This is a genomic window from Aquimarina latercula DSM 2041 (assembly GCF_000430645.1).
Lineage (GTDB): Bacteria > Bacteroidota > Bacteroidia > Flavobacteriales > Flavobacteriaceae > Aquimarina > Aquimarina latercula.
Genome location: NZ_KE387185.1, coordinates 1315967 through 1342163, shown reverse-complemented (window position 1 = coordinate 1342163; position 26197 = coordinate 1315967). Strand labels below are relative to the sequence as shown.

15 protein-coding genes are annotated in these 26197 nt (G+C 32.3%); 4 read left to right on the top strand and 11 right to left on the bottom strand.

Going from position 1 to position 26197, the window contains the following annotated elements; translation table 11 throughout:
• Positions 1–4: 4 nt before the first annotated feature.
• Together H526_RS0123755 and H526_RS0123750 are read right to left on the bottom strand one after the other, a co-directional pair.
• Positions 5–4015 (bottom strand): TOMM system kinase/cyclase fusion protein, encoded by a 4011-nt coding sequence (locus tag H526_RS0123755; protein ID WP_027395243.1) that lies wholly within the window; start codon positions 4013–4015, stop codon positions 5–7.
• 40 nt (positions 4016–4055) lie between these two features.
• Positions 4056–5015 (bottom strand): FHA domain-containing protein, encoded by a 960-nt coding sequence (locus H526_RS0123750; protein ID WP_027395242.1) that lies wholly within the window; start codon positions 5013–5015, stop codon positions 4056–4058.
• A 1231-nt stretch (positions 5016–6246) separates the two neighbouring features.
• Between H526_RS0123750 and H526_RS30025 the strand changes: the two genes are divergently transcribed.
• Positions 6247–7857 carry an isocitrate lyase gene (locus H526_RS30025; RefSeq protein WP_035086323.1) on the top strand — a complete coding sequence of 537 codons (1611 nt, stop codon included), beginning with the start codon at positions 6247–6249 and terminating at the stop codon, positions 7855–7857.
• Positions 7858–7963: 106 nt separating this feature from the next.
• Here H526_RS30025 and H526_RS30020 read toward each other — a convergent pair whose 3' ends face one another.
• The 3 genes from H526_RS30020 to H526_RS0123730 form a co-directional block, all read right to left on the bottom strand.
• On the bottom strand, positions 7964–9142 hold the full coding sequence (locus tag H526_RS30020; RefSeq protein WP_035086320.1) for a PepSY-associated TM helix domain-containing protein: 1179 nt from the start codon (positions 9140–9142) through the stop codon (positions 7964–7966).
• 193 nt (positions 9143–9335) lie between these two features.
• Complete coding sequence (locus tag H526_RS0123735) at positions 9336–10619, bottom strand: DUF4374 domain-containing protein (protein WP_027395241.1); 1284 nt, start codon at positions 10617–10619, stop codon at positions 9336–9338.
• A 26-nt stretch (positions 10620–10645) separates the two neighbouring features.
• Positions 10646–13030, bottom strand: coding sequence for a TonB-dependent receptor (locus H526_RS0123730; protein ID WP_051336311.1), 2385 nt, complete (start codon positions 13028–13030; stop codon positions 10646–10648).
• Positions 13031–13133: 103 nt separating this feature from the next.
• On the opposite strand from H526_RS0123730, the gene H526_RS0123725 reads away from it, so the two are divergent.
• The gene (locus H526_RS0123725) at positions 13134–14144 is read left to right on the top strand and encodes a helix-turn-helix transcriptional regulator (RefSeq protein ID WP_245591231.1); all 1011 of its coding nucleotides are present in this window, start codon (positions 13134–13136) and stop codon (positions 14142–14144) included.
• Positions 14145–14174: 30 nt separating this feature from the next.
• Here H526_RS0123725 and H526_RS30015 read toward each other — a convergent pair whose 3' ends face one another.
• Genes H526_RS30015 through H526_RS0123695 form a run of 6 tightly spaced genes read right to left on the bottom strand, consistent with a single transcriptional unit; the run spans position 14175 to position 24264 of the window.
• The gene (locus tag H526_RS30015; RefSeq protein WP_051336310.1) at positions 14175–15275 is read right to left on the bottom strand and encodes a heparan-alpha-glucosaminide N-acetyltransferase domain-containing protein; all 1101 of its coding nucleotides are present in this window, start codon (positions 15273–15275) and stop codon (positions 14175–14177) included.
• A gap of 19 nt (positions 15276–15294) precedes the next feature.
• The gene (locus H526_RS30010) at positions 15295–17745 is read right to left on the bottom strand and encodes a GNAT family N-acetyltransferase (protein ID WP_051336309.1); all 2451 of its coding nucleotides are present in this window, start codon (positions 17743–17745) and stop codon (positions 15295–15297) included.
• A 13-nt stretch (positions 17746–17758) separates the two neighbouring features.
• Entirely contained in the window at positions 17759–20206 is a 2448-nt protein-coding gene (locus H526_RS0123710) for a GNAT family N-acetyltransferase (protein ID WP_027395238.1), read from the bottom strand.
• Positions 20207–20216: 10 nt separating this feature from the next.
• A complete protein-coding gene (locus H526_RS0123705) occupies positions 20217–21398 on the bottom strand; it encodes an MFS transporter (protein WP_245591230.1) in 1182 nt (393 codons plus the stop codon).
• 11 nt (positions 21399–21409) lie between these two features.
• Positions 21410–22741: a lysine N(6)-hydroxylase/L-ornithine N(5)-oxygenase family protein gene (locus H526_RS0123700; protein ID WP_027395236.1), complete on the bottom strand. Its 1332-nt coding sequence runs from the start codon at positions 22739–22741 to the stop codon at positions 21410–21412.
• Between the two features lie 14 nt (positions 22742–22755).
• A complete protein-coding gene (locus H526_RS0123695; protein ID WP_027395235.1) occupies positions 22756–24264 on the bottom strand; it encodes a pyridoxal phosphate-dependent decarboxylase family protein in 1509 nt (502 codons plus the stop codon).
• A gap of 362 nt (positions 24265–24626) precedes the next feature.
• Here H526_RS0123695 and H526_RS0123690 point away from each other — a divergent pair, with 362 nt between their 5' ends.
• Entirely contained in the window at positions 24627–25145 is a 519-nt protein-coding gene (locus tag H526_RS0123690) for a sigma-70 family RNA polymerase sigma factor (RefSeq protein WP_027395234.1), read from the top strand.
• A gap of 71 nt (positions 25146–25216) precedes the next feature.
• On the top strand, positions 25217–26173 hold the full coding sequence (locus H526_RS0123685) for a FecR family protein (protein ID WP_027395233.1): 957 nt from the start codon (positions 25217–25219) through the stop codon (positions 26171–26173).
• The last annotated feature ends 24 nt before the right edge of the window (positions 26174–26197 follow it).

Below are 26197 nucleotides of genomic sequence, written 5' to 3'. Positions count from 1 at the left end.
ATATTTATTTAAGCAATTGTATCTGTATAGATATTGTTTGTTTTTTTTGTTTATCTTCAATCCAATTTTTGTATGCTTCATATGCTTGCAATTCAAAAATTCGAGCTCCTTGATCTTTTGCAATTTCTACAGAAGTTTCAAATAGTTGAATTTCATTATCAGATAATTTTTCATTCTTAGAACACATAGCTATCGCAAGCATTCGATATAAAGGAGATAAAAAGACCATCTCTTTATTTTCTTTAGCCCATTTTATAGCCTTTTCTGATGTTTCAATAGCTTGGTCATACAATTTTTTGTTGATTAAAGTATCTACTAAAACCCCTTCCAAATAAGAATGCAAATATGTTTGTTTAGAAACTATTCTCATTTCAGAAAAACCTTTTTGTGGATCAATATTTCCTATTCTCCAATAATTATATACATTAGAATATTCTGCCAAAAATCCCATTTCCGGATATTCTTCAAAAAATGCAGAATTGATATTATTCAATTCTTGTATCCATTTCTCATCTTTAATCAACCATGCAATCTGCATAAAATAAACATTAGTAATCGCTATAGAGGGCACATGCTCTATTTGCAAAGCCCAATCACGGCCTTCTTTTAAATGGTGTTTTGCCTTTTCTATATTTCCTTTTAATGCAAGATTAAAAGCATAATTGGCATGCGTATGAGTTTTAGGATCAATTCCATTTCTAAAAGCAATCTCTACATCTAAGTCCTTATCATATAATGATAGTGCTTCTTCAAAATAAGAAGAAGCATCAGACAGAAAACCGTCAGTTGAAACAAACATACCCATAAGAGGTAAGCTATCTAATATGTTTTGTCTGTTTTTAGTTTTCCGAGCTTTATGTATAATCGATTTACATAAATACAAGGCTTCCTTTCTGTTAGATCGCATATGGTGGTATTGTGCTAATCCCCAGTTACTAGTATGATCAGCACCACTAGACTGGAATGTCTCCATAAAATCAACATCATCCTTAAGTAGTTCTTCTAATTGCATTGCTTTTTTAGAAAAAACTTCGATTTGTTCACTTCCATAACCTTCTAATACCATTAAAGCAGGTATGATAATTCGATTAAGTTCTAACTCTTGTTTCCAGGATGTTATTCCCTCTTCACATTCAGCTATCCACTCAAGGCATTTTAATGATTCATTATATGCTTCTTGATTTAAAGATCGACGTATCGAAAAGTTTGTTTTTTTCAGACCATAAACAATAGCTTTTTGGTAATCTTTGGCACTCGCATAATGTTCTGCTATTTCAAAAGGATTATCCCTAACAATATCTTCAAAATCATTTTCTATGGTTTCAGCAATCCTTCCGTGTACTTCTTGTTTTAATAAAGATACCATACTATCATAGGCAGCATCACGAATCAAAGCGTGACGAAATATATACTTTTCATTCTGTACTCTACGATGATGATAGATAAGGTTTGCGTCCATTAATGCCGTAAGATTGTTTTGCACCATAGCCTCGTCGTGTAACGATGATTTCACCAACAAATCATAAGTAAACTCTCTTCCGATTGCTGCTGCTAGCTGTGCTGTTTCTTTAGCAAAACCTATATGATCTAATCTAGCATTTAATAATCCTTTTAAAGTCACTGGAACTGATGTAGCATCAAAGTTTTTTGATAACGCATAGTTTTCTCCTTCAAGTACCAAATATTTCTCTTCTAACAACATCCTAGTAAAATCCTCTATAAACAAAGGAATCCCATCAGTTTTGTCTGTAATATAATCAAGTGCTATTGGTTCAATTGATTTTTGCTGCAAGATATCTTTAACTAAGGATTCACTTGCCGTCTCATTAAGGGTTTTCAAGAGTATCTCCGAGTAATTTTCAAAATCCCATTCTGGACTAAACTCAGGACGAGCAGTTAATAATAAAAAGATACTTTCTTGATCTATTTTAGATAAAACAGCCCCTAAAAAATCTAAACTCGTAGGGTCAATCCAATGTAAATCTTCTATAATAAGTGTGAACTTTTTATCCTTATCAATATATAGAATAAGTTGCCCTAAGCCTTCAAATAAAATCTCTTTCTGTTCCGCTGGAGAAGCCTCCGAAATCTGATAATTATCTCCTAAAGGGATAGAAAACCAAGAACATATTACTGGTATCACTTTTTTTGGTGAACAATCAACCTTCTCCAAAGCCTCCTCTAATTGGGAGATAATAGTTTCATTATCATGAATTCCAATATGCCTTTTTAGCATTTCAAAAATAGGATGCAATGCGTTATTTTGATGCTCAGGAAGACAACGACACTCTCGAACCTTAAACCCACCATTGATAAATTGTTTTTTGGTTTCGTAAATTAATTTGGACTTTCCTATTCCTGCTTGTCCTTTTATAATTATCGCTTTTCCGTTTTTAGCATCAATGGACTCCCAAGTCTCAAAAATCTTACTTTGTTCTTTTTCACGACCAATCATTTTTTGATCAGCACTACGTGGACTTAAATTAGAAAGTGCTTCTGTCTGACGTTCTCCTGTAAGTAAATATACATTTGTAGTATTTATAAAACCTGAAAAATCTGGCATTGTAAACTCTTCAAATTCTAAATGCGCATCTAATAATTTTCGAGTAGTTTCTGTCGCTAAAATCTGTCCTGAGGGAGCAGAATATAACAAATTAAAAGCCGTATTTGTTACCAAACCTTCTGGAGCAGTATTATGTTTTATAAGTACTGTCCCCGAATTCATTGCAATTCTAATATCTAATCCTACACCATGTTTTGCAAAAAGTAACGTATTTCTCTTTTGTAATTGTCCTATAAGTTCTAACGCAGTTCTACCCGCTCTACGCGCATCATTATCACTACCTTGAGGATATCCAAAACACATTACGATTGTATCCGCAATAATTCCTGAGATATGAGCCCCAAAACGAACACCAACTTCTTTACATAAATACAACTGATCTTTTTGGATGGTTTCTAAGGTTTCCATTTCCATAACAGCATGGTCCGATACGGATAAAATTAGCTTTGCACAAAGCACTGTAATTTGTCTTTTCTCACTATGAGCACTGCGCCAAACTAATTGATTGACTTCTGTAGCATCTTCAGACTTTAGTAATAGCTCATTCTGCGGTTGTATATCTCCAACTATGGTATTAAAATTAATTTTAGAAAATTCTTCATAAACCAATTCTGCAGTAGCAATTCTTCTATTATGATTTTTGTCTAAAACACGACTTAATACTTTCCCTAAAGAATGACCAAAAATAGAAGGAGGTAAAGGCACATCCGATGGATTTAGTTGCTTCTGAAAAACCTCTGCAACGCTTGAACCCTGAATTGCAGGTTGCCCTATTAAACATTCTAATACAATAAGTCCCCAAGCATACAAATCTGATTTTACTGTAGGAGGATCTCCCCTTAATTGTTCTGGAGCACTATACGCAGGAGTTCCAATGACTTCATGAGTAAGTGTGATATCTTTATAATCACTGGTCCTAAAATCGTGAGTAAAAATTCCAATTCCAAAATCTAATATCTTTATATGTGACCTAGTTCCTGTTTTGGTCACCATGATATTATGAGGTTTAAGATCCCGATGAATAATCCCTTTAGCATGTGCTGACACTAAAGCGTCTAGAACTTGTCCCATTAGAAACCCTGTTTCTTCTGCAGAAATTCCGTTATGAAGTGTAATTAAGTCCTTTAATGTCTGTCCAGAAATATACTCAAAAACAGCAAAAGGTTCTTGATTGTTAGTATATCCTTTATCTAAAAGCTTAACAATATTAGGGTGATTAATTTCCGCACATAATTTAGTTTCTCTATCAAAGCGTGCTGTCTGTTGTTTTATAGATTTCTGATCTAGTACTTCTTTAAACTTAAGTATTTTGATTGCTACTGATTGACCCGTACTTACTTGGATCGCTTTGTACACAATACCATATCCTCCTTCTCCAATCTTTTCGAGTATTGTATAATTTTCTAAATGAATATCGACATTTGGGGCATTTTTAGTCGAGGGGTTTTCCATGATTAGGTTTTATAGTTGTTTTATGTATAAATCTTTAGTTTTAATTAGCTATTGCGAGCACTTCGCCAATGCATCGTTCTTCTTTTAAAATTTGAAAAAATCTGTGAGCAAACCGAATTTCACCATATCGCCTTTCAACACTATTAGCAAAAAGATATCCATACGGTTTTGTTTCCAACAATAATTTTCTGATTCGATAAATCTTTAAATTCAAGTAATACGCATCTAACTCTTTACCAAATTCTTTGCTCATATCGTTTAATAAATCATCAATTGCCATCCAGCCTTGATCTCCAAAAACATATCCATTTTCTACATCCATTAATCTTTTACGGGCAAGTGCCAGAAGTATATAATTATGAACTCTTTCTCCTAAATCTAATTCTAAGTTTTGCGTAATTATCTTAATACGGATATGCTCCTCATCCGAACTGAGAACAAACTGGAAATAAGCATTATTAACTATATGTCCATTATCCATAGTATCCTCTAATACTTGATTTTCTACAAAAACATATTCCTCATTATCAAATACATAAATTCTGTTTTGAACCAAATTGTCAATCACTCCATTTTTCTCTAATTTCCATGCTGCATCTTCTGGATAAATAAGAACTTCAGGTTCTTCTTCATTAGGAAATGCATGACCTGTAGTAAGTTCTATTATTTTATTTTTATTTTTTAACGATTTGAGATAACTAGATGGAGGATCGAGGTTTACTATTACCCATAAGGTTGAAGTATTTTCACCAAATTGAATCTTAAAGCCTTGTGCTAGTTTTATAGCTGTATTATTTATATACTCCCCATTTACTATAGTACCATTTCTACTATGATCTTGTATATACCAATTACTACCTCGCCAAGATATTAATGCGTGCGATTGAGAAATATCTTTTTCAGGAATATATGTATGAGCAGTGTTTTGGTTTCTCCCAAAAGTATGTTGTGTATTTAAACATACTATTTCCGCTGTTTCATTATTTTTGATAATAGCCATGTTTCAACTATTTCATTTATAAAATTATAAGTGATTAATTTCAAAATAAGTTTAACACTAATGATCTATACATTTACTAATTTAGATTATAACTATTATTAATAATTATATATCTAAATTTCGAAACAACCATATTAAACTACACTCTGAAGTAAAAATCACTAGACTCTTTTTTTTACAACATCACTGAAAACAAATAGCTTTCTATCCTTATAGAAAGAAGCTACCTAACAAAGTGTTGTCTAAAAACCATAGATCTTAGAATATCTGAACACGTATTTTGGGGAGAGGGGAATAGTAGTAGTATCATTACGTTAGTTTATTAATAAGTAATATTGTGCTTCTCAAATATATAAAAAACAAGATTGCTTTTTCCCATTAAAAATCAATTAAATCGGTAAATATTTTATAAAACATTGACGCAATGCGGCTATGCCATATTCAAGTTATTGTTTTACCCTTTTATTGTAAAATAATAGACCATTTTAATTTTTGAATATCAAATTTCTATTGAAAATCAAACATCTTAGGTTTATGTTCTTGACCTATAACCTGATATATTTTACTAGTATTAATGTGTAATTATTAGTGATCAAAAAATAAAGCTCCTAAAATTTAGATGTAAAAACAACTCATAACTAATCTCAAAACTTATGAATTTTTATAGTAAACCATTACAATAAAAGCCCCTTAATTTTTCAGAAAACATAAAAAACTCATATCATTTCTAAAACATCCCATCATCTTAAAAAATTAATTGAAGTCATATTTTAATTATAAAAGCACCTCCATATTTCCACAAGGATACAAGTTTTAATATCTGATTATCAATTAATTAAATCAAAAAATAACATCGTTTAATAGGTGCTAAAATAAATCAATAAGGCATATTGCGAACTATTAAAATTTTAGAATTTTAATATTTTTAGCGAACGTTCGCTTTTTTAATCAAAAACTTTTTTATAATATTGTCCTGTAATTAATTTACAACAAATAGTAAATCGTATTACTAAAAAAGGAATCTGGAAGACGCTACGAAGTAGCAATTAGAATTCGAATTATTAATTAAAAGATCTAAGAAGATGAAATCTCAAGTAAAAACTAAAACACTGGTTACCAATTGGGCTATTAATAACACGATTGATTACAATGCGTACGTCTACAGCCTACAAAAAACAAACAACTCAAAATAAAGACTTTATCCTTAAAATAAAATATAAAACATTACATTATGACTACTTATAATTCGGCACTTGATACGGTACGTACTCTAAAAGCTAAACACGGAAGTACTTGGGCAACCATAAGCCCAGAAAATGCAGCGCGTATTGCTATACAAAATAGATTTAAAACAGGATTAGATGTTGCCAGATATACAGCCTCTATTATGCGTAAAGATATGGCTGAATATGACGCTAACAGTGTAAAATATACACAATCATTAGGTTGTTGGCATGGTTTTGTTGCCCAACAAAAAATGATCGCTGTAAAGAAACATAAAGGCACTACCGATAAAACATATTTATATCTTTCTGGTTGGATGGTTGCTGCATTACGTTCTGAATTAGGACCTTTACCAGATCAATCTATGCACGAAAAAACTTCGGTTCCTAAGTTGATTGAAGAAATCTATACCTTTTTACGTCAAGCAGATGCCGTAGAATTAAATGATCTTTTTCGTCGTTTAGATCAAGGAGAAGATGTGCAGAATGAGATTGACAATTTTGAAACACATGTTGTACCAATCATTGCAGACATTGATGCAGGTTTTGGTAATGAAGAAGCAACATACCTATTAGCCAAAAAAATGATTGAAGCAGGAGCTTGTGCACTACAAATAGAGAACCAAGTATCCGATGCTAAACAATGTGGTCACCAAGATGGTAAAGTTACAGTTCCGCACGAAGATTTTATCGCTAAGCTAAATGCACTTAGATATGCTTTCTTAGAATTAGGCGTAGAAGAAGGTGTAATTGTAGCAAGAACAGATTCCGAAGGTGCTGGTTTAACACAAAAATTACCTGTATCAATGGAAGAAGGTGATCTAGCTTCTCAATATATGGACTTTGTTGAAGCGGAAGAAGTTCTAATTACCGAAGTAAATGAAAATGATGTATTATTTAAACGTGATGGTAAATTAGTTCGCCCAGTGAGATTACCTAATGGTTTATATAAATTTAAAGAAGGCTCAAATATTGATCGTGTTGTATTAGATTGTATTACAAGTTTAGAGAATGGTGCAGATTTATTGTGGATAGAGACACCAACTCCAAATGTCAAGCAAATTGCTCATATGGTAAATCGCGTAAAGGAAAAGGTGCCAAATGCTAAATTAGTTTACAATAATTCGCCATCTTTTAATTGGACAATCAATTTCCGCCAACAAGCATTTGATCTTATGACCGCAGCGGGAGAAGACACATCAGCTTATAATCGCGAAGAATTGATGGATGTAAAATATGACAATACCGAGTTGTCTAAAAAAGCAGATGAAATGATCCGTATGTTCCAAGCAGAAGCATCTCGTGATGCTGGGGTATTTCATCACCTAATTACATTACCAACATATCATACGACTGCACTACATATGAATGATCTTGTAGCAGGGTATTTTGGAGATAGAGGAATGTTAGAATATGTAGATTCTGTTCAACGTCAGGAAATACGAAAAGGAGTATCGTGTGTAAAACACCAACGTATGGCAGGCTCAGATTTAGGAGATGACCATAAAACGTTCTTTGCTGGTGAAAAAGCTCTGAAAGCTGGTGGTGAGAAAAACACGAGTAATCAGTTTGAAGTTAAAACAAATACAAAAGAACCTGCAATGGCCTTAGATAAATAAGACTCATATTTGAATTAAATAAGAAAGGTGACCCTATAATAGGTCACCTTTTTTGGATACATAAAAAATTAAACTTTGGTATATGATCTCTAAACAATCATAACGGTTATTTCACACTAACTAGTTTTCTAGGAAGCTCGTTTCTGGTTTTGGCTTTATACTTTCTTCCATACCAAAGCAAAATCCCACTAACGGGTAATGATGCACAAATTAAGCTCACTAAAAAGGCAATGATCTTGCCTACTATTCCTCCGATCGCCCCAATATGGATATCATAATTCATTCGAATTACTTTATCTGCAAAATTGGTATTTTTATATTTACCATAAATACTATTTGTTTCTATTTCTTCTAAAGTATTTTGATCAAAAAACAGATAATCCATATTATAATACAATCCTTCTGAATTACTAACCTCAACAAGAATTGAAGTAGAATCATTTTCTGGATAATGTAATTCAAAACTATGCGCATCTTTATAGCTACGTTGTAAAATAGGAATCAACTTATCATATTCAAAACCAGTAGTTTCCTTGGATACTATTGCTTGTTCGCTCTCTGGAATCACAAACCGAGGGTCTTTATCGCCACCTGTAGCTTTATAAGCTATAAAATAAAACCAGTTAAAAGCCATCACACATCCAGTAAAAGCTAATATCAAACCAAACGATGAGATATAAAACCCTGTTACTGTATGGAGGTCAAAATTTTTCCTTTTCCATCTGGTTTTTTTATTCCAATCAAATTTTAATCTTTGTTTCCAATTCTTCTTATTTCGTGGCCACCAAAGAAAAAGACCACTTATGATGATAATCAAAAAAAGCAATACGGAATAAGAAACCACTCTAGAGCCGATAGCATCAGGTAACCATAGTCGTAAATGTCCTTTTAATATAAATCCAAAAAAACCTGCATCATTATCTATTCTTTTAATGAACTCGCCAGAATATGGATTTAAAAAAACACTTTGATAAAATATCTCTGGTTCTGCTTCATAAAAAACAACCTCAATCGCTTCATCTGGTTTCCCATAGATAACCCCATGAATCGTCTTTTTAGGAATCACGTTTTCTGCTAATTCTTTAATCATAGAGGCTTCTAAGAACTCTTGATCTTGAGGGGTAACATATTTATGATCATCATAAAAACTTTCTATTTCTTCTTTAAAAACCCATAAACAACCAGTAACAGAAACAATAAAAAGCACTACACCTGTAACTAATCCAAGTATTTTATGAAGTTGTAAAATTCTTTTACGTCTATTATTTCTTTTTTTTCTTGTCATTTATGGATTTATTAAATGCATGGGTCTGAAAAACCTCTACTTAGTCCTTTTACTCTGAACAAAATCACTAAATAAAACACAACTACTTATTAATTTGACTTTGATCTTTCTGAGCTTCAAATGGGGGTATAAGCGTCAGAACAAAAGTTTTTGAAATTTCTCAGAACCCATATTTACATAGAGTCTAGTTGAGTTAATTACTAATTTTAAAGATCCCTTTAAGTCCTAGTCCAAGAACTTTAGCACCTTGTGTTGCAGTTGCGGTTTCAGGATCTACTATATACACATACGTATCTGTATCAGTAGAACTACTAATATACGCTTTGCCATCTTCTACAAACATAGGAGACGTATATCGATGACCGTGAGTTGGCACTCCAGCTATATCCGTAACAGTTTGGTTTATTAAATCTATTACTACCATTTTAAATACATCTTTTTTAAAGAATGCACCCCATTCTCCAGCTCCATTAGTGTCATCTACAATTATTCTTGCAATTGCCTTTCCGTTACCGACATAATCCATCCAGAACAACTTTCCGCCATTAATAGCTTCTTCTACATTAAAGAAATAACTTGAATCAAACTCAGTGGTTCCATTGTTAATTCTTAAAATCCCCGAAGGCTTTGAAGCTGCAGTAAAACCAGCACTCAATGCAGATGTAGAGAAAGAATAAATATCTCCATTTTCTGTTTGTTCAATACCTGTACTATGACCGTTTACCCCAATTGGACTGGTTCTATCATCTTCAATTATTTTTTCTAATTCGAACTCTGGATAGTTAAATACTGCCACGTAAGCACGATCTACATCTGGAGTAATAAAAGAACCATCAGCCAACCACTTATGATATGAAACAAATAATTTTCCATCCCTAAGTACCATACCAGTTACCCAAGGAGTAGATCCTGGATTCGCTACAGTTCCATCACCCATATCGATATCTACAGGGTGTTCTTCAATCTTTTCTAATAAACCCGTCTCGGCATTTACAATATGAAAACGTTTATCAGAAAGCCCTCCATACGTTAATTCCACAGCCAATAATGTGTTCTCGTCTAATGCTGCATAATTATCTAGTGTAGATTGAAAAACAAAATTTGCTTTTTCTTCTAATGTTCCCTCTTCATTTAAATGATAAGCAATACAAGTATCATCATCAGAATATCCCGCGGTAAATATCGTATTACCTGCTCCGTGGAAAAATCTCCAACCTTTTAATGGAATTCCTTGACCTTCTACCGAAATTTCACCGGTTGTTAAAGATTCTAATGATGGTAATTCCAAAATATAATCCACAGGACTTGCATCTCCAACAGGAAATGCCTCAAATCCTACAACATATTTAGATACTGCAATTGGATCCGGATCCGGATCAATAGGTGTATCTCCATTATCATCACTGCTACATGATATAACCATTGCGGTTATTGCTAAAAGTAGCATTACATTTTTTATCCATTTTATTGTTTTCATTTTATATGATTTTTGATGTTTAATATTTAATTTGATATATAGTATCGTAGTTTTACATAAAAGGCTCTTCCGGGTTGTTGTATTTCGAAATTGTCATAAATTTTTGCATCCAAGATATTCCTGGCCGAAACAGCAATGTTGTAACGCCCTTCATTAAATGAATATCCAAGCTCTACATTATGCGAAATTTGTTCGGGAATAATATCTCTATCTTCTGGATTTCCTTCTACAAAAGATGTAAGCGGATAATCATGCACATAATAGGTGTTCCAGGAAACGTTTAATTGATCATTTACAGCAAGTATATTATTGAATTTACCTCCAATACGAGCATTTCCAAATACATATGGAATATTTGCTATTCGTTGATTTTTCAAAAAATCAACACCTGCATTTTCTCCAGCATTTCTATCAATGATGTTTTGATAGGTGGCATTCAGATCCAAAAAGAATGCATCATACAACATTCTTATTTCTCCTTCTACACCTGTACTTCTAGCATCAGCAGTATTGAAGTATCTAGAAAAGATTCCTTCGGATCTAATAGCTATAAAATTCTCAGATTCTCTAAAAAATACATTGGTATCAATCTGAAGTTTTAACCCATTAATATCTGTATTAAAAAGAGCTCCTAGATTGGCGTTGTAACTTTCTTCTGGTAATAACGCTGGATTAGATTTCAATAAAAATCCATCCCCAAATACCTCATAACCTTCAGGAATTCTAAATGTTTTTTCAAAAGATCCTTTAATCTGAAAATTATCAAGGATTTTATAAGTAGTAGCAAAGCCATATCCCAGTTCTTCAAAAGTATTTTCGAACCTGGTAAACCGATCTTCTTCTACATTGGTAAATAGGTCTTCCAAAATTCCTTCTGAGTTTAGAAGATATCCTTTAGAAAAAAAAGAAGTACGCCATCGTGTATCTAAAAGATCAATATCGTAAGAAAGACCAAGTATATTTTTATTAACTATATGAGGGTCCCGAAATGCAATTCTTCCAGTTCTGGCATCATCTTCTCCTCTACGGCGAATATAATTTTTGGTATAGTTAGCGCTTAGAGAATGTACGTCATTAAAGGTGTATGTGGCTAATGCGTTTATTAAATGTAGGTTATCTTTAAACTTAAATAATGTCTTACTGGCTTCAAATTCTCCCAGCGTTTGATCTCCTCGTTCTATAAAATTTCCAAACCAATCATATTTCCTAGAAGAAGTATCTACGACCCTTTCATTATTTTCTGTTAGAGCACCATAAATTTTTAGTTTCAACTTTTCATTAAAAAGATTGTTTTTTTCAAACTCAATAGATCCCGAAATAATATCATTTTCAGTAAATACTTCCCCAAATGGATTCTGCGGATCAATAGGGTGCTGTATTTCGTTTTCGTTTGCAGATGCAGTAAAACCTAAAATTAATCTATCTGCGTATGATCTATCAACTAATCCAGTTTGTATCCGTATCATCTGAGAATTATATGCATCATGAAATCTTTCTACATTATCTCTGCGGATACCGGTATCATTTCCTAATTCATCCCTAACCTCAATATCATCAATAGTATAGTTATTATCAGAATAATTATAAAATGAGGACAACTGAAACATCCATCCATTTTTATTATAATGTTGTCCATTTATAGTAGCACGATGTGTATTAAAAGATCCTATATCATAAGACACATCAAGAAAATCCTTTTTACGTTGATTAGTAATAATATTAACTGCACCGCCTAGTGCATCTGCTCCTAAATGTATCGGAACTACGCCTTTAAAAACTTCTGCTCTTTCTACGAGTGTAGCAGGAAAATTATTTAGAGATAAAGAGCTCCCAAAATTCTCTATTGGAATACCATCGATAAAAAACTTTACTTGCTTCCCTGATAATCCATTTAAAGAGAAATCAAACGCAGCCCCTAATCCTCCTCTTTGACGAACATTTACTCCTGGTATCGTTGTTAAAATAGCATTGATATCTACACTACTATTTTTTAATCCTTTGGTTTCTATAACTTCCACTTCAAAAGCCTTTTCTTTTACCTTTTGAGCAGCAGTTTTCCCTTTAACAATTACATCATTTAATTCTTCTACATTTTGTTTTAAAACAATACGGATATATTGTTCCTTAGAAGCATTCGTAGTAATCTTATAGAAACGAGTTTGAAAACCAATAAAACTAGTTTTTAGTGTATATGTTCCTTCTGGAAGTGAAAGGGTAAATTCTCCATCAAAATTAGTAATTACGCCTACGTTTTCTAATTCTACTACTTGGATAGCTGCTTCGGGTATCGGATTAGAATTCTGATCCACAATGACACCTTTTATTGCCTCTTGACTCTGACAAAATAGAGTAATCAAAAGCATCAAAAAGACACTATTTTTTCTTTTTAAAATAACCACTGACTGTAACATTTTTTTATTTATTTTTGCGACCTAAATATTTATTATTTATAATTAGTCTAAATAAATTTAAAGTGCAAAATTAGTATCTAAGGGAAGAGAAAAATGACGCATTATGGATAAAAAAAGACGCAAAAAGACGTCAATTAAAACCGAAATACAAGACCCTAAAAAAACAGTTAGCTTATCTACTGTTACAGAGCTAATAGGTTCTGGCGAACGTTGCGGAATTATTACTAAAAAATTCCAATTCTTACCTCAATATGGTATAGGTTATTATCAGACACATAAGTTTGAAGGTCTATCTATTACTATCTATGATGTATTATTAGAAAAAAATCTAATAGTAGAAGGTAAGCTTTATGACAATTTCTTAGAAATGTCCTTCCTGATTGAAGGCGAGCAGATCATTAAAATTGAAGGAATAACTAAAGATCTAATCTACGAAAGTCAAGAGTGTTATCTATTGTATCTAGAAAATATAAAAGGTTCTATCTCATATCACAAAAGAAAGCGGCTTAAGGAAGTTAAAATTAGAATGAGTACAGATTTTATAAAAAGGCATAAACTAGATGAAGAATATAATATCTTAGAAAAACATTCTTTGTTAAAACTACAAAGCAAATTTTTAAAACCATTATGTTCAAAAACTCAAAATATTCTTTCCGAAATTTTGTCGGATCAAAGGAAAGGGTTGTTAAAACGATTATTTTTAGAATCTAAAGTCCTTGAATTAGTAACTTTAAAAATAGACACTGCAACTACTAATATTATAACTAATAACATTCCTCCCATTGATAATTTGGTAAAGAAGCTATACCAAGTGCAGCATATGATTTCTTCAGATCTTTCTGTTCAATATCCAATTCATCAGTTATCCAGAGAAATTGGATTAAATGATTTTATATTAAAAAAAGAATTTAAAGCTCTATTTGGCAAAACAATTTTTGAATATGCTACCAAATTACGAATGGAAAAAGCAAGGCAACTCCTGTTACATAGCAAAAAACCCATTTATGAGATATCAGAATTAGTTGGTTATAAAAACTCTACACATTTTACTGCAGCGTTTAAAAAAATAGAAGGAACTACTCCAAAAAAGTATCGTAGTAATCTAGAGAACTGAAAATTCAGTTCTCTAGTAGTCATTCTATTTCTATGATGTCAATCTTCCTTTAGGAATTGTTTTACCTGACCTATAAATATTCCTGATTTTACCCACGGAGAAGTGAATTACAAATGTTAATCCCATAAATATTGGCATTAATAGTATTGTACCGAGTTCACTTTTACTTTGAAAACCAAAAATCACCATTCCCCAACAAATCAAAACCCATTGGATCACATATAATGATGTTACATGTTTACTACAATAGTAGAAAGTTTTATATAAGAAATTGTCTTTGGTTTTCGATAATATCCAATGGAATATTGATAACACTGTAAAGTTCCATCCCGCCAGATAAATTACTCCCCCAGGTCCTAAATGAAAAAAATCATTAAAATGATATGCTTCATTCATAAATACCAATGGGGCTCCAACAGCAATAAATAGTAAACCTACGATACACATTCGTTTAAATAACTCATTCTGATCATATCCTTTTTCCACATACCATTTCCCAAAAAACATCCCTAATAATATAAATGATATCCAAGGAAAAACAGGAAAATAAACCCAATAACCATCACTCCATAACAATTGAGTTATATAGTTTAACCCGAATATTTCTGATTGAAAGCCTCTTAATTCTGGAGATATGAATGCTATTAAAACAGCTAGCCCTAATAGGATAAATTTATTTTTTAAATATGCTCTGATCAGTGCTAATACAATCAATGATATTCCAGCTAATTGTAATATATCACCTGTTAATAATAAATATGTGTATTCTTCTAAATTCAAGGGTATTTCCCATTCGTAAGCGGCTATAAAACTATCAGGCATTAACCCTATAAGTATAGGTGCTAAAAACTTGAGAAAATTCATTAAATAAGCTACTCCCAGAATCGTTATACCTCTTTTTACTGCGCTTTTTATATCTTGATTCCTTGATATCATAAAAGATACTCCCATTGTTATCAAAAAAACTGGTGTACCTCTTCCTACAAAATGAATAAAATGTCCTAGAAAAGTATCGGATTGCACATCTTGTCTAGCATGAATCCACAATGTATGAACCATAATCATAGCAATAACGCTAAATCCTCTTCCAAAATCTATGGCTAAAATTCTACTTGGTTTTATAGTTGACATAAAGTATTTTTTATGAATATTAGTTATCTTCAATAAGTTCAGACTTTCGATTATTTAAATTTATTTTCTTAAACTTAGCAATAGGGTTTTCTAGTGTTCCCTCTAGAATTAAGCTAGCCATGGGATCCGTTAGATTCAACATTTGTTGAGTGTTTTTCAGTTGTAATCTATTTAAGCAACACCTATCAAACTCTGATACAAAGAGGTCATATCGATCAAACTCTGATTGTAATTCTGGATGTTCCGTTTGATATGAATAAATACATAAGGCTACTTCTTGCCAAAAATCATTCTCAGCATACTGGAGATCTCTTTCTAAAATCGGAGTTAGAAATCTAAAAATGCAATCAAAAACATCTGTAAAGATTGATAATACTTTCATTGTATCAGAAGTTTCTGTATATAATCGTTTTACTTTTTCTGGTAATTCCAGTTTCTCATTAAAAACAATCACTTCTTCTGTGATATCTTTCATTAAGATTTTTACCGGAATATGATTCTCCAACACCATAATGATATTTTCTCCGTGTGGCATAAAAACAAACCCATATGTATAAAAACAGTGTAGTAATGGTGATAAATATGCGTCCAAGTATCTTTTGACCCAACTACTGACATCACAAACAGAAGCTTTGATTAATGCTCCTATAAATGAATCACCATCTCCATCCAAATGAAGCAATGCAGCCATTGTCATTAATTGTTGACTCTTCTTTATTTTTGCATGCGGACTTTCTCTCCATAAAGCTGATAGCATCTTATTATGAGCATTTGTTTTTCCTAACACTTCATAGAAAGTGTTCTGGAAACCAACGGTAGCAACTTCTCCTAACATAGTGAAACCTTTTTGCTTTAGATATACATCCTTACCTAATAAATCCGTTATCCATTCCGTAATATGTGGTGTGCTCTTCATATAAGAAGGAGAAAGTCCTCTCATAAATCCCATATTTAGAATAGACAAAGCCGTTTTGGTATACATTTTCTCAGGATTGCTTTTATTGTAAAGTGTCCTAATTGATTGCTGAGCAGAGAAATAGTCATCACCTTCACCTAAGAATACCAAATTTTGATTCGCAATATCGGCAGCAAATACCTGAAGTATTTTATTATTCCATTGCCAAGGATGTACAGGAATAAAAATATAAGAACTGGTATCTAATCCTAAGGATTCCAATTTGGTATTAAATTTTGAAATTAACTGAACCCCTAACTCTTTTCGCATTAAAGATTTGTATTCAAATTTGTGTACAGAAGTAAAAGTGGTTTTACTTTTATGACCCGCTAACCAATATATTTTAAAAGGTAAATTGGTTTCTGGAGCATATTGCAAATAATCCTGACCATCAAAACCTATTCTTCCGTTATTTGCAACAAAACAAGGATGTCCTTCTGTCATTGCATGCTCTATGACCTGGAAAGAGCTATCTACTAGTTCGCTTGATGAAAATGAATGATGACCTTTCTTATACGCAGCACCGGATAATGTACTAGATATTTCTTCTAAGTATACAGGAAGTAAATGTTTTGGTATTTCTAAGGTATACACAAACTCTACGATAAACGTTAATGCATCGATTGGAACCTGAATATCATTTACTTTTTTAATAATAGAGCTTTTATCAATATCCCAATGATCAAGCTTATATTTTTGCGCAGTAAATTCATATGTTATTCCAGGAGTATCGGCAATTAGCACATATTTATTCCACTTTTTATTAGTTGTTTCTTGTTGAGGTTTAAAAAGTAATTCGTGTGAAAATTCGCTAATTGCTTTGCTTACAAGAGCTCTATTTACACTTTTCCAGTTAGATGGATTAAGGTGAGCGTGAGATACTCTTAATGAATCAGATATATTTAAGTTGGTCATTGGTTTTATTTTTTCTCTAAAAGCATTTTTGGCTTTTTTATAATCTTCTGGTTCACAAAAAGCTAATGCTGCAGTTTTTTCCGGTAATTCGATTTCTTTTTGGTATACAAACCCAGCTTTTTTATTAAGGGTATGAATCTTTTGATTTCTAACATCTGGCTCTACCACTATTCTTTCTACATCGGGTAATTCAAAGAAATATTCAAGAACTGTAGTAAATACATTCCAGGTAAATCCAGTGATTTTATAATCTGATGGCGCTACCAAAATATGCATGCCGTAATCAGTATCTTTAGCAGAATAATAGTCAGAAATCCTATCTGTTGCTGCTTTGTACTTTTCCATTAAAAAGATGGGAACTCCATTATATACACCTATAAAAACATCATAGTCTTTTCTGGAAACTAGCGCCGAATATTCTGAGCGTACTTCTTCTATAGAACTTTCTAGCATACCCCAATATGTAGCATACTCTTTTGTTACCCATTTATGAATAGTAGAAATATCATAATCAAAATCTAAATGGCGTAAATGTATAGTTCCAAAATTTTCAATTGTTCTTGAAAAAACTATGTTTTGTGAGATTTCAGTATTTTCCATAATGCTCGTTTAATTATGAAGTTGTACCTACTAAATCTTTTCTAAAAGCAGCAATGGGATTCTCTAGTTTACCAGCAAACTGAAGCAATGCTACAGGGTCATCTAAATCAATCATTTGTTTGTGATTATTTAGTTGTAATCTATTTAAACAAGACAATTGAAATTCTGGAGCAAATAAATCATATTGCTTAAATTTTGCTTCTTTTTCTGGATAACGATCCTGATATTCTTGAATTACATCTGCAACCACTTTCCAAAATTCTTCTTCTTTGAAATTAGCATGTGCAACTAAAATATGAGACATAAATCGGAAAAAACCGTCGAATATATCTGTGAAAATTGAAAGTAATTTTACATCTTCTGGAACTGGAGCATACATGCGTTTTAAATGATCTGGCAGCTCAACTTCTGGATTTAGAATACAAGCTTCTTCCGTAATATCTTTTAAGAAAGATTTCACAGGAATTTGATCTTCTAATACTATGATAATGTTCTCTCCATGAGGCATAAAAACCAGGTCAAAATGATAAAAACAATGCAATAGTGGGCTTAAATATGCTTTTAAATATAAACGCAACCAATCCGTTATAGTTAGACTAGATTTTTCAATAATTTTTGGTAATAAAGCTTCTCCATTTTGATCTACATGCAGCAATGCTGCCATAGTCATGGCTTGTTGGTTTCCATTTACATTGGCAATGGGGCTTTCTCTCCAAAGGGATGCTAACATCTTATTATAATCGTTGTGAGGACCAAACTCTTCAAAATAAGGGTTCACATAACTTATCGAAGCAATCTCACTTAGCATCCTAAAACCCGTTTCCTGAATATAAGAGTCATTATAAAGTAACTCTTCTAACCAAACTGCCATTTTAGGAGCAGTCCCAAGATAATACAGCGGAAGCCCGCGCATAAACCCCATATTTAGAATTGAAAGCGCTGTTTTGGTATAGAATTTTTTAGGATTCGTTTTATTGAATAATGTTCTAATAGATTGTTGAGCAAGGTATTGATCCGGACCATATCCTAAACATATTAGGTTTCCGGTAGCAAGTTCTGGCGAAAATATATTAGCTAATTTATTAAACCATTGCCATGGATGCATAGGAATAAAGAAGTAATCTTCCGGATCAAAACCTTTATTTTTTATAATCGTCTCAAAAGATGTTATCGTCTCATTATCTAATTCTTGCTGTATTAAAGTATCATAAGATAATACCTCGGTTGCTGCATATACAGCTCTGCTTTTATGACCTGCCAACCATATTAATGAAAAAGAATTACCAGCTTCGGGAGCATACGACCTATAATCACTACTATCAAAACCTATACGGCCATTATTAGCAACAAAACCAGGATGTCCCTCTGTCATGGACTGTTCAATAGTTTGAAAATCGGCGATCGCTAGCTCCTCTGAAGTTGGATTACCTTTTAAAAATTTAAATGCGCTGCCATATAAGGTACTAATGATCTCTTCTAAATATAATGGCATTTGAGTATCCTTAATACCGAGCTGTTTTCTAAATTCCTTTATAAATAAAACACCGTCTATGACAACGGATTCACTTTCTTCATATTTTTTGATCGATCCTGATTCAATATATAAATGGTTTAACGCTAATGGTTTTGCGCTAAATTGATATTGAATGGTAGGATTATCTGATTTTAAAATATAACTATTCCAACCGTCCTTTAATTTTTCTAGAACAACTGGTGTGATCAGAAGTTCATGACTAAATTCGCAAATTGCTTTGGTTACAAAAAGAGTATTTACTTTAACCCAAACTTCGGGTTGTAAATGAGCTATAGATTGTTGGGGCGAAACAGCATTGTCTAAAGTATTCATAGCACTTCTTTTATTAATTTTTGAAATTGATGTAAAATCTTGATATTGTTTTTTGTCTAAAAATGCTATTTGAGCAGTCTTATTTGGGAGTTCTATAATTTTATCGAGCTGAAAACCTATCCGCTGACATAATGCAAACATCTTTTTATTACGGATATCAGGTTCTACTAGGATTCTATTTACGGAGGAATCTTTAAACACAAAATCCATTATAGCCGTAAATAAATACCATGTAAAATTTGGGATCTTAACACGTGGCGGAGCAACGATGATATGAATCCCACAGTCTCCTTTTTCCACGCTATAGAGTGTACTTATAATATCTTCTTTGGGATTATATCTTTCTAATACAAAAACCGGTTTACCTTTAAAAACACCTACAAAAACATCATAATGTTCCGGCTCCATCAATTTTATATATTCTTGTCGTACCTGTTGTAAATCGTACCCTTGCATTCCCCAAAAAATAGCATAGTCCATATTTACCCATTTGTGCAATATCTCGCTGTCTTCAGATATCCTAAAAGGTCGTATCTCTATGGTCCCAAAATCAGAAAAGCTTTTTGAATAAATTTTATGATACTGATGCTGTATGTTATTGGCTATTTTTTCCATTCAGAATTTCTTATGACTTAGCTAATTGTTTAGAAGTGAGTTTTGGAGCAACTTTAAAAATTAAATAATACAGCAATAAAGTGATACTAAAACCACCTAAAGCAACCAAAAATGGAATTCTCAATCCATAATTATCTACTAGTAGCCCCACAGAAAAAGACGATAGCAACACTCCTAGGTTTTGAAAAAAATGTACCTTACTATAATCCATAGCATAAGAATCTGGTGTACTAAATTTAAAGAGCAATACATCAAATTTTACAACTCCTTGAAAAATTGCCCAACCATAAATTATTCTACCTATTATTACTGTTATTTCTGTAGAAAGCCCTTGAAGAAATAATCCAGTAATACCTATTAATAATATTGGCACCATCTGTTGCCATACATTATTTGTTTCTTTTCTCTTCGTATTTATCCATAAAGCAATCAGCGCTACAAAACCAGGTATTGCATATACTGTTCCTGATACTAGTGTAGTATTATATACTGAAATGCTTTCCCAATAGGTTGCAAAAAATGGTCTTATCAAAAAATCGCTGAAATACAAAATCATAGTAATCAATCCAATTTTGAGAATAAAACCTCTGGGAATCATTTTTGAGTTCTGTTTAATAGACCCTTCCGGTTCCAAGATTTTGGTTGTATTGTATTTGTTACTTCTTAATAAATAAGCACTCATACCCATTTGTATAAAATCTCCAACCGCCATAATCAGAAAAATGTAACCTGCATCAATTAAATCTACTGTAGCACCTCCTATCACTGCTCCTAATATTCCACCAAGATGTACCACTACAGATAATAAACCAATGGTTTTAGGATGTTCTTTTTTAGTAATAATTTTTAGGATATACGGATATACTAGTAGATAGCTACCTTTAAATAAGATCATCACTAAAGAAATGACCCAGAAGTTTACATATGATGTAGTTGCATAACAACATAAAGCCAATATTCCTGCCACAAACTGTGTGTATATGAGAATATTAAGCTCCGTTATTTTTTTAGAAACATATGCCCAAAAAGGAAACGAAATCATCACCATAAAGCATATCGCAGCAAAATAATAACCTACCAATTCTGGATTTGTCACTCCGAATCGAGCTTCGAAAAATTGAGGATAAAAAGGATGTAATAAATAATCACTTACCACAGCTACTAAGGTCATTATGATCAAAAAGTTCTTCATTAGAATTTTTGTTAGGTTGTTGGAGTTTCTATCATAATTTCCTCTTCTTCTAACACATCAAACTGCTGGAATGCAACTCTCTTTTCTATAGCATAATAATCTGTGCCTGTTAATTCTTTGATGATATATGAATTGCGATAAGCTGCCATACCTAAATCGGGAGTTACAAATCCGTGTGTATGTAGTTCGGCATTTTGTACAAATATCTCACGCCCCAATTGATCAATAGCATAATTACGATGTACATCATATCTTCCTTTTTCATCCCATCGAATTCGATCACTAATCCCATCGACAAATGTTGGTTTTTGATATTGATATCCTGTAGCCAATACTACTCCTTCCGTTGTATGACGATAGTATTTATCTTGCTCATGCTGGTGAATTTCTAGATAAAAGGTGTTCAAAGTACTATCATACACCGCTTTCTGTAACTCTGAATTTGTTCTTAAATTTACTTTGACATCCGCGAGCAATCGTTTCGTATATATCAAATCAAATATATCAGCAATCAAATCTTGATTGATCCCTTTGTACAAATGCTTTTGACTCTTAATCAACTCATTACGTTTGTAATTAGGCAGATTATAAAAATAATCTACGTACTCAGGAGACGTCATCTCTAAAGTAAGTTTTGAATATTCTAACGGAAAGAATCTTGGCGATCTCGTAATCCAATTCAATTCATATCCTTTTTCATCTATTTCTTGTAAGAGATCATAAAAAATCTCTGCGGCACTCTGACCACTGCCAAAAACTGTAATAGATTTTTTGGATTGTAACTTCTTCTTATTTGGCAAATAAGAACTAGAATGAATCGCATCTTCTTTTAAAGAATTACAACAACTGGGTATATACGGACTTGTTCCGGTTCCCAAAACAAGTCTTCTAGCTCTATGAACTTTACGTTTATTCGTTTTTGTACATTCCGAAAGAACAGTATAATATTGCTCCTTTTCATCATAGGCAATCTCAACCACTTCGGTCCCAAATTGAACATTAGATAATTTATCAATTGCCCAACGACAATACTGATTGTATTCATTTCTTAGTAAAAGAAAATTTTCTCTAATATAAAATGAATAGATTCTTCCTTGTTCCTTGATATAATTTAGAAAACTGTATGGATTTGTAGGATCTGCTAAGGTTACTAAATCTGCCATAAAAGGGATCTGTAATGTAGTATCCTGAAGCATCATACCTGGATGCCAGTCAAATTTTTCTTTACTATCTAAAAACAGTCCATCTAACTCTGTAATTGGCTCGGACAAACAGGCTAGTCCTAAATTCATAGGACCTACGCCAATCCCAATAAAATCAAGTATCTTTTCTTCTTTCGTCATTATGCTTTCTATTTTTAATTGTGCTTTTCGCTATTGTAAGTCTTAGCTGTTTCCTTAATCATCTGAATGATATTTAACAGATCGTCAATGGTACTTTTAGGATTTAATAATGTAAATTTTAAATATGTTTTCCCATTAAATTTTGTGCTCGCTATAGAAGCTTGACCCGATTTAAACAAGGTATTTTTAATATAAAGATTCGTTTTATCAAGAAGTGCATCTGACGATACACCTGGAACTTTATATCGAAAAACTAATGTACTTAGCTCTGGTTTATGAGCCATTTCAAAATAGATATCATCTCTAACGCTATGATAAAGATCTAATGCTAGATAATGTACTTTTTCTAAAAATGCTCCTATATTTTTTTCTCCAGTCATTTTTAAGGTAAACCAGAGTTTCAACGCATCAAATCGTCTAGTAGTTTGGATTGACTTTTCTATCAAATTAGGATATTTTTCATCTCTATGTTCTAATGGATTTAGATAATCTGCGTAATATGAAACATACTTAAAGTGTTCTGTATCTCTAACTAAGAAAGCACTAGAACAAACAGGTTGAAACATTGTTTTATGAAAATCAATAGTAACAGAATCCGCATGTTTAATTCCTTCTAAAAGATGGCGATGTGTTTCAGTGAGTACATAACTACCACCATAAGCGCCATCCACATGGAACCAAATATCATATTCATTAGCGATTTTTGCAATGGTATCCAAAGGGTCAAAACTACCAAAATCGGTGGTTCCTGCGGTAGCTACAATAGCAATAGGTATATTTCCTATTTGTTTTTCTTTTTCAATGGCTTGTACTAACGCATCTGCCTCCATTTTCATCTTTTCATCCGTAGCCACAGGAATCACCGAATTGTATCCCATGCCCATAAGAGCAGCATTTTTTCTAATACTAAAATGAGCTTTATCCGAACAGAAAAAACGAAATTTAGAAACTACATCTGACCAGCCATTCTCCTTTAGATTCAATCCAAAATGTTTAAACGCATAATTATCTCGTGCTAATAACAAGGCCATAAAATTGGATTGGGTTCCACCACTGGTAAAAACACCATCAGCAGTAGATGGTAAGTTCATTTTATCACAAATCCATCGAATCATTTCCTGTTCTATATACGTTCCAGAAATACTTTGATCCCAAGTTTCTACGGCCGTATTTACGGATGAAGCGATTAAATCACCAACCAAAGCGGGAAGCAATACAGGGCAATTAAGATGCGCAACATAGTTAGGATGATGAAAAGCAATGGTATGATCGAGATACAATTCTTTAATTTCATTAAGAGCCTGATCCACTGATAAGGTTTCATTCGCGTTTGGATAGAGTAAATCTTTCTTTTCCCGAAAGTCAGATACTTCTCCTGGATAAAAATGATCTCTATCCAAAAAAGACTTTACATATTGCAGCGCTTTATGCATATATTCTTCATAGCTATATTTGGATTGAGGATCGAAAAAATGATCAACTTTTTGATCAAAAGCAAGATTGGTTTGTGTGTCGAAGAGCATATTATTTTTATTTGGTCTAAATAAGCTTGGCAAATGTAGAATCAAACAAAAGTATATTTATGACGTATTTCGGATAAAAAAAGACGTCGTAAGAATATAAAGGAGCTAATTAATCTTGAATTAACGATAGCGTAAGAGTTATTTAAAAGTATATTACGGTTTTTCACAAAAAGATCACAATACACCTATTCTATAATACTTATTAGCAAAATCACACGATCTAAAACTTTCTAAAAACCCTTTTAAATAGTATACATAACACTTTTAATCACTAAAAGATTATGAACACAAAGTAAAGTGCAACAGTAATTAGTTTTGAGCGTTTTTTTATATAATTTAGTAATCTCTCTTTATTAAAATATTTGGATAAAAAAACTACATCGAATTCTACCAAAGAAGCTAAATTCTCCAATTTGTTTGACAAGCACTATAACAGATTGTACAATTACGCTTTAAAAGTTTTAGAAGAAACCGAGCTTTCTGAAGAGTTAGTACAAGAAACATTTATAAAGCTTTGGGAAAACTTTGAGCATATTAACCAATCCGAACGTTCTATAGAATCATTTTTAATCACTACACTAAAAAATAAAATCATCGATTCTTATAGAAAGAAAAGAACTAGAGAGAAACATACAAATGTATATGCGCTCCATACTACTTTAGAAACTGAGATTGATAAACAATGGGAATTGCTAGAGCGCATCGAAAATATCTATACTACTTTGGAACAAAAAACAACAGATATTTTTAAATTATCAAGAGATAAAGGTTTCACCTACAAAGAAATTTCCCAAAAAAAAGGTATTTCTATAAAAACTGTAGAACTCCATATTTCAAAAGCCTTAGCAGCATTTAAGAAAGGCTTAAAAGATTATTTATAAAAAATAATCAAAATTTTAATAGGGTACCCCTGCTCCGCAAACGTCTTATATCTAATTAACACCTTTTGGGTATGGAGCATTTTAAAATTACAGAAACTGAACTTTGGGAATATATTTCGCAAACCGCGGATGATAATACTATTCTGAAAGTAGAAAAATGGAAAAACTCTCCCGATTTTGATAAAGCACTATTTACCAAAATAACAACCATCCATAACCATACTGCCACGAAAGACCCTTCTGTTGAAGAAGCCAAAAAACGTTTTTTTACTACAGTGAAACCCAAAACAGTAGTTTGGAAAGAAATGCTAAAGTATGCGGCTATATTTGTTATACTCATTTCTGGAGTATATTTCTACAATACCTTATCCTCCAATAAGAATCAAATAGTTGTGCAAACAACTTTTGGTGAACAAAAAAACATCAAACTATCAGATGGTTCTATTGTATGGCTAAATGCTTCTAGTAATCTATCCTATAACTCAGAAGATCCAAGAACTTTATATCTAGAAGGAGAAGCATTTTTTGAGGTAGCTAAAGATACCTTACACCCATTTACTGTAACTACAGCGAATCATATCACCGTAAAAGCTTTGGGCACCAGTTTTAATGTAAAATCATATACAGATAGTGCAATTACAGAAACAAAGCTATTAACTGGTAAAGTAGCCGTTACTTCCAATACTCAGTTCAAAGAAAGTGTATTCTTAATTCCAAATCAAAAAGTAACCTTCTACAAGAAAACTAAAGAAGTCCTAAAATCTAATATGGGCACTAATGAATCCCATATTGCCTGGAAAGAAGGGAAAATACAATTCGAAAATAAAACCTTTAGAGAAATAGCAGTCGACTTAAAAGCGCATTTTGGCACCTCAATACTCTTTAAAAATGAAAACATTGCCACTGCTAGATTTACTGGGGCTTTCGACAATACAACTCCTATAAATGAAATTTTTGAAATACTTACAATTTCAAAAAGCTTTACATATCAACTAAATACGAAAACAAATGAGTGGATAATAAAATAAAAAAAGTGGGAAAACTGGCATTTT

What these genes read in the sequence shown, in the direction of transcription:
- H526_RS0123755 (WP_027395243.1), bottom strand. Translation starts at nt 4,015, where the DNA reads ATGGAAAACCCCTCGACTAAAAATGCCCCAAATGTCGATATTCATTTA.
- H526_RS0123685 (WP_027395233.1), top strand. Translation starts at nt 25,217, where the DNA reads ATGGAGCATTTTAAAATTACAGAAACTGAACTTTGGGAATATATTTCG.
- H526_RS0123695 (WP_027395235.1), bottom strand. Translation starts at nt 24,264, where the DNA reads ATGCTCTTCGACACACAAACCAATCTTGCTTTTGATCAAAAAGTTGAT.
- H526_RS0123725 (WP_245591231.1), top strand. Translation starts at nt 13,134, where the DNA reads ATGGATAAAAAAAGACGCAAAAAGACGTCAATTAAAACCGAAATACAA.
- H526_RS30010 (WP_051336309.1), bottom strand. Translation starts at nt 17,745, where the DNA reads ATGGAAAATACTGAAATCTCACAAAACATAGTTTTTTCAAGAACAATT.
- H526_RS0123735 (WP_027395241.1), bottom strand. Translation starts at nt 10,619, where the DNA reads ATGAAAACAATAAAATGGATAAAAAATGTAATGCTACTTTTAGCAATA.
- H526_RS0123710 (WP_027395238.1), bottom strand. Translation starts at nt 20,206, where the DNA reads ATGGAAAAAATAGCCAATAACATACAGCATCAGTATCATAAAATTTAT.
- H526_RS30015 (WP_051336310.1), bottom strand. Translation starts at nt 15,275, where the DNA reads ATGTCAACTATAAAACCAAGTAGAATTTTAGCCATAGATTTTGGAAGA.
- H526_RS0123700 (WP_027395236.1), bottom strand. Translation starts at nt 22,741, where the DNA reads ATGACGAAAGAAGAAAAGATACTTGATTTTATTGGGATTGGCGTAGGT.
- H526_RS0123750 (WP_027395242.1), bottom strand. Translation starts at nt 5,015, where the DNA reads ATGGCTATTATCAAAAATAATGAAACAGCGGAAATAGTATGTTTAAAT.
- H526_RS30025 (WP_035086323.1), top strand. Translation starts at nt 6,247, where the DNA reads ATGACTACTTATAATTCGGCACTTGATACGGTACGTACTCTAAAAGCT.
- H526_RS0123730 (WP_051336311.1), bottom strand. Translation starts at nt 13,030, where the DNA reads ATGTTACAGTCAGTGGTTATTTTAAAAAGAAAAAATAGTGTCTTTTTG.
- H526_RS30020 (WP_035086320.1), bottom strand. Translation starts at nt 9,142, where the DNA reads ATGACAAGAAAAAAAAGAAATAATAGACGTAAAAGAATTTTACAACTT.
- H526_RS0123705 (WP_245591230.1), bottom strand. Translation starts at nt 21,398, where the DNA reads ATGAAGAACTTTTTGATCATAATGACCTTAGTAGCTGTGGTAAGTGAT.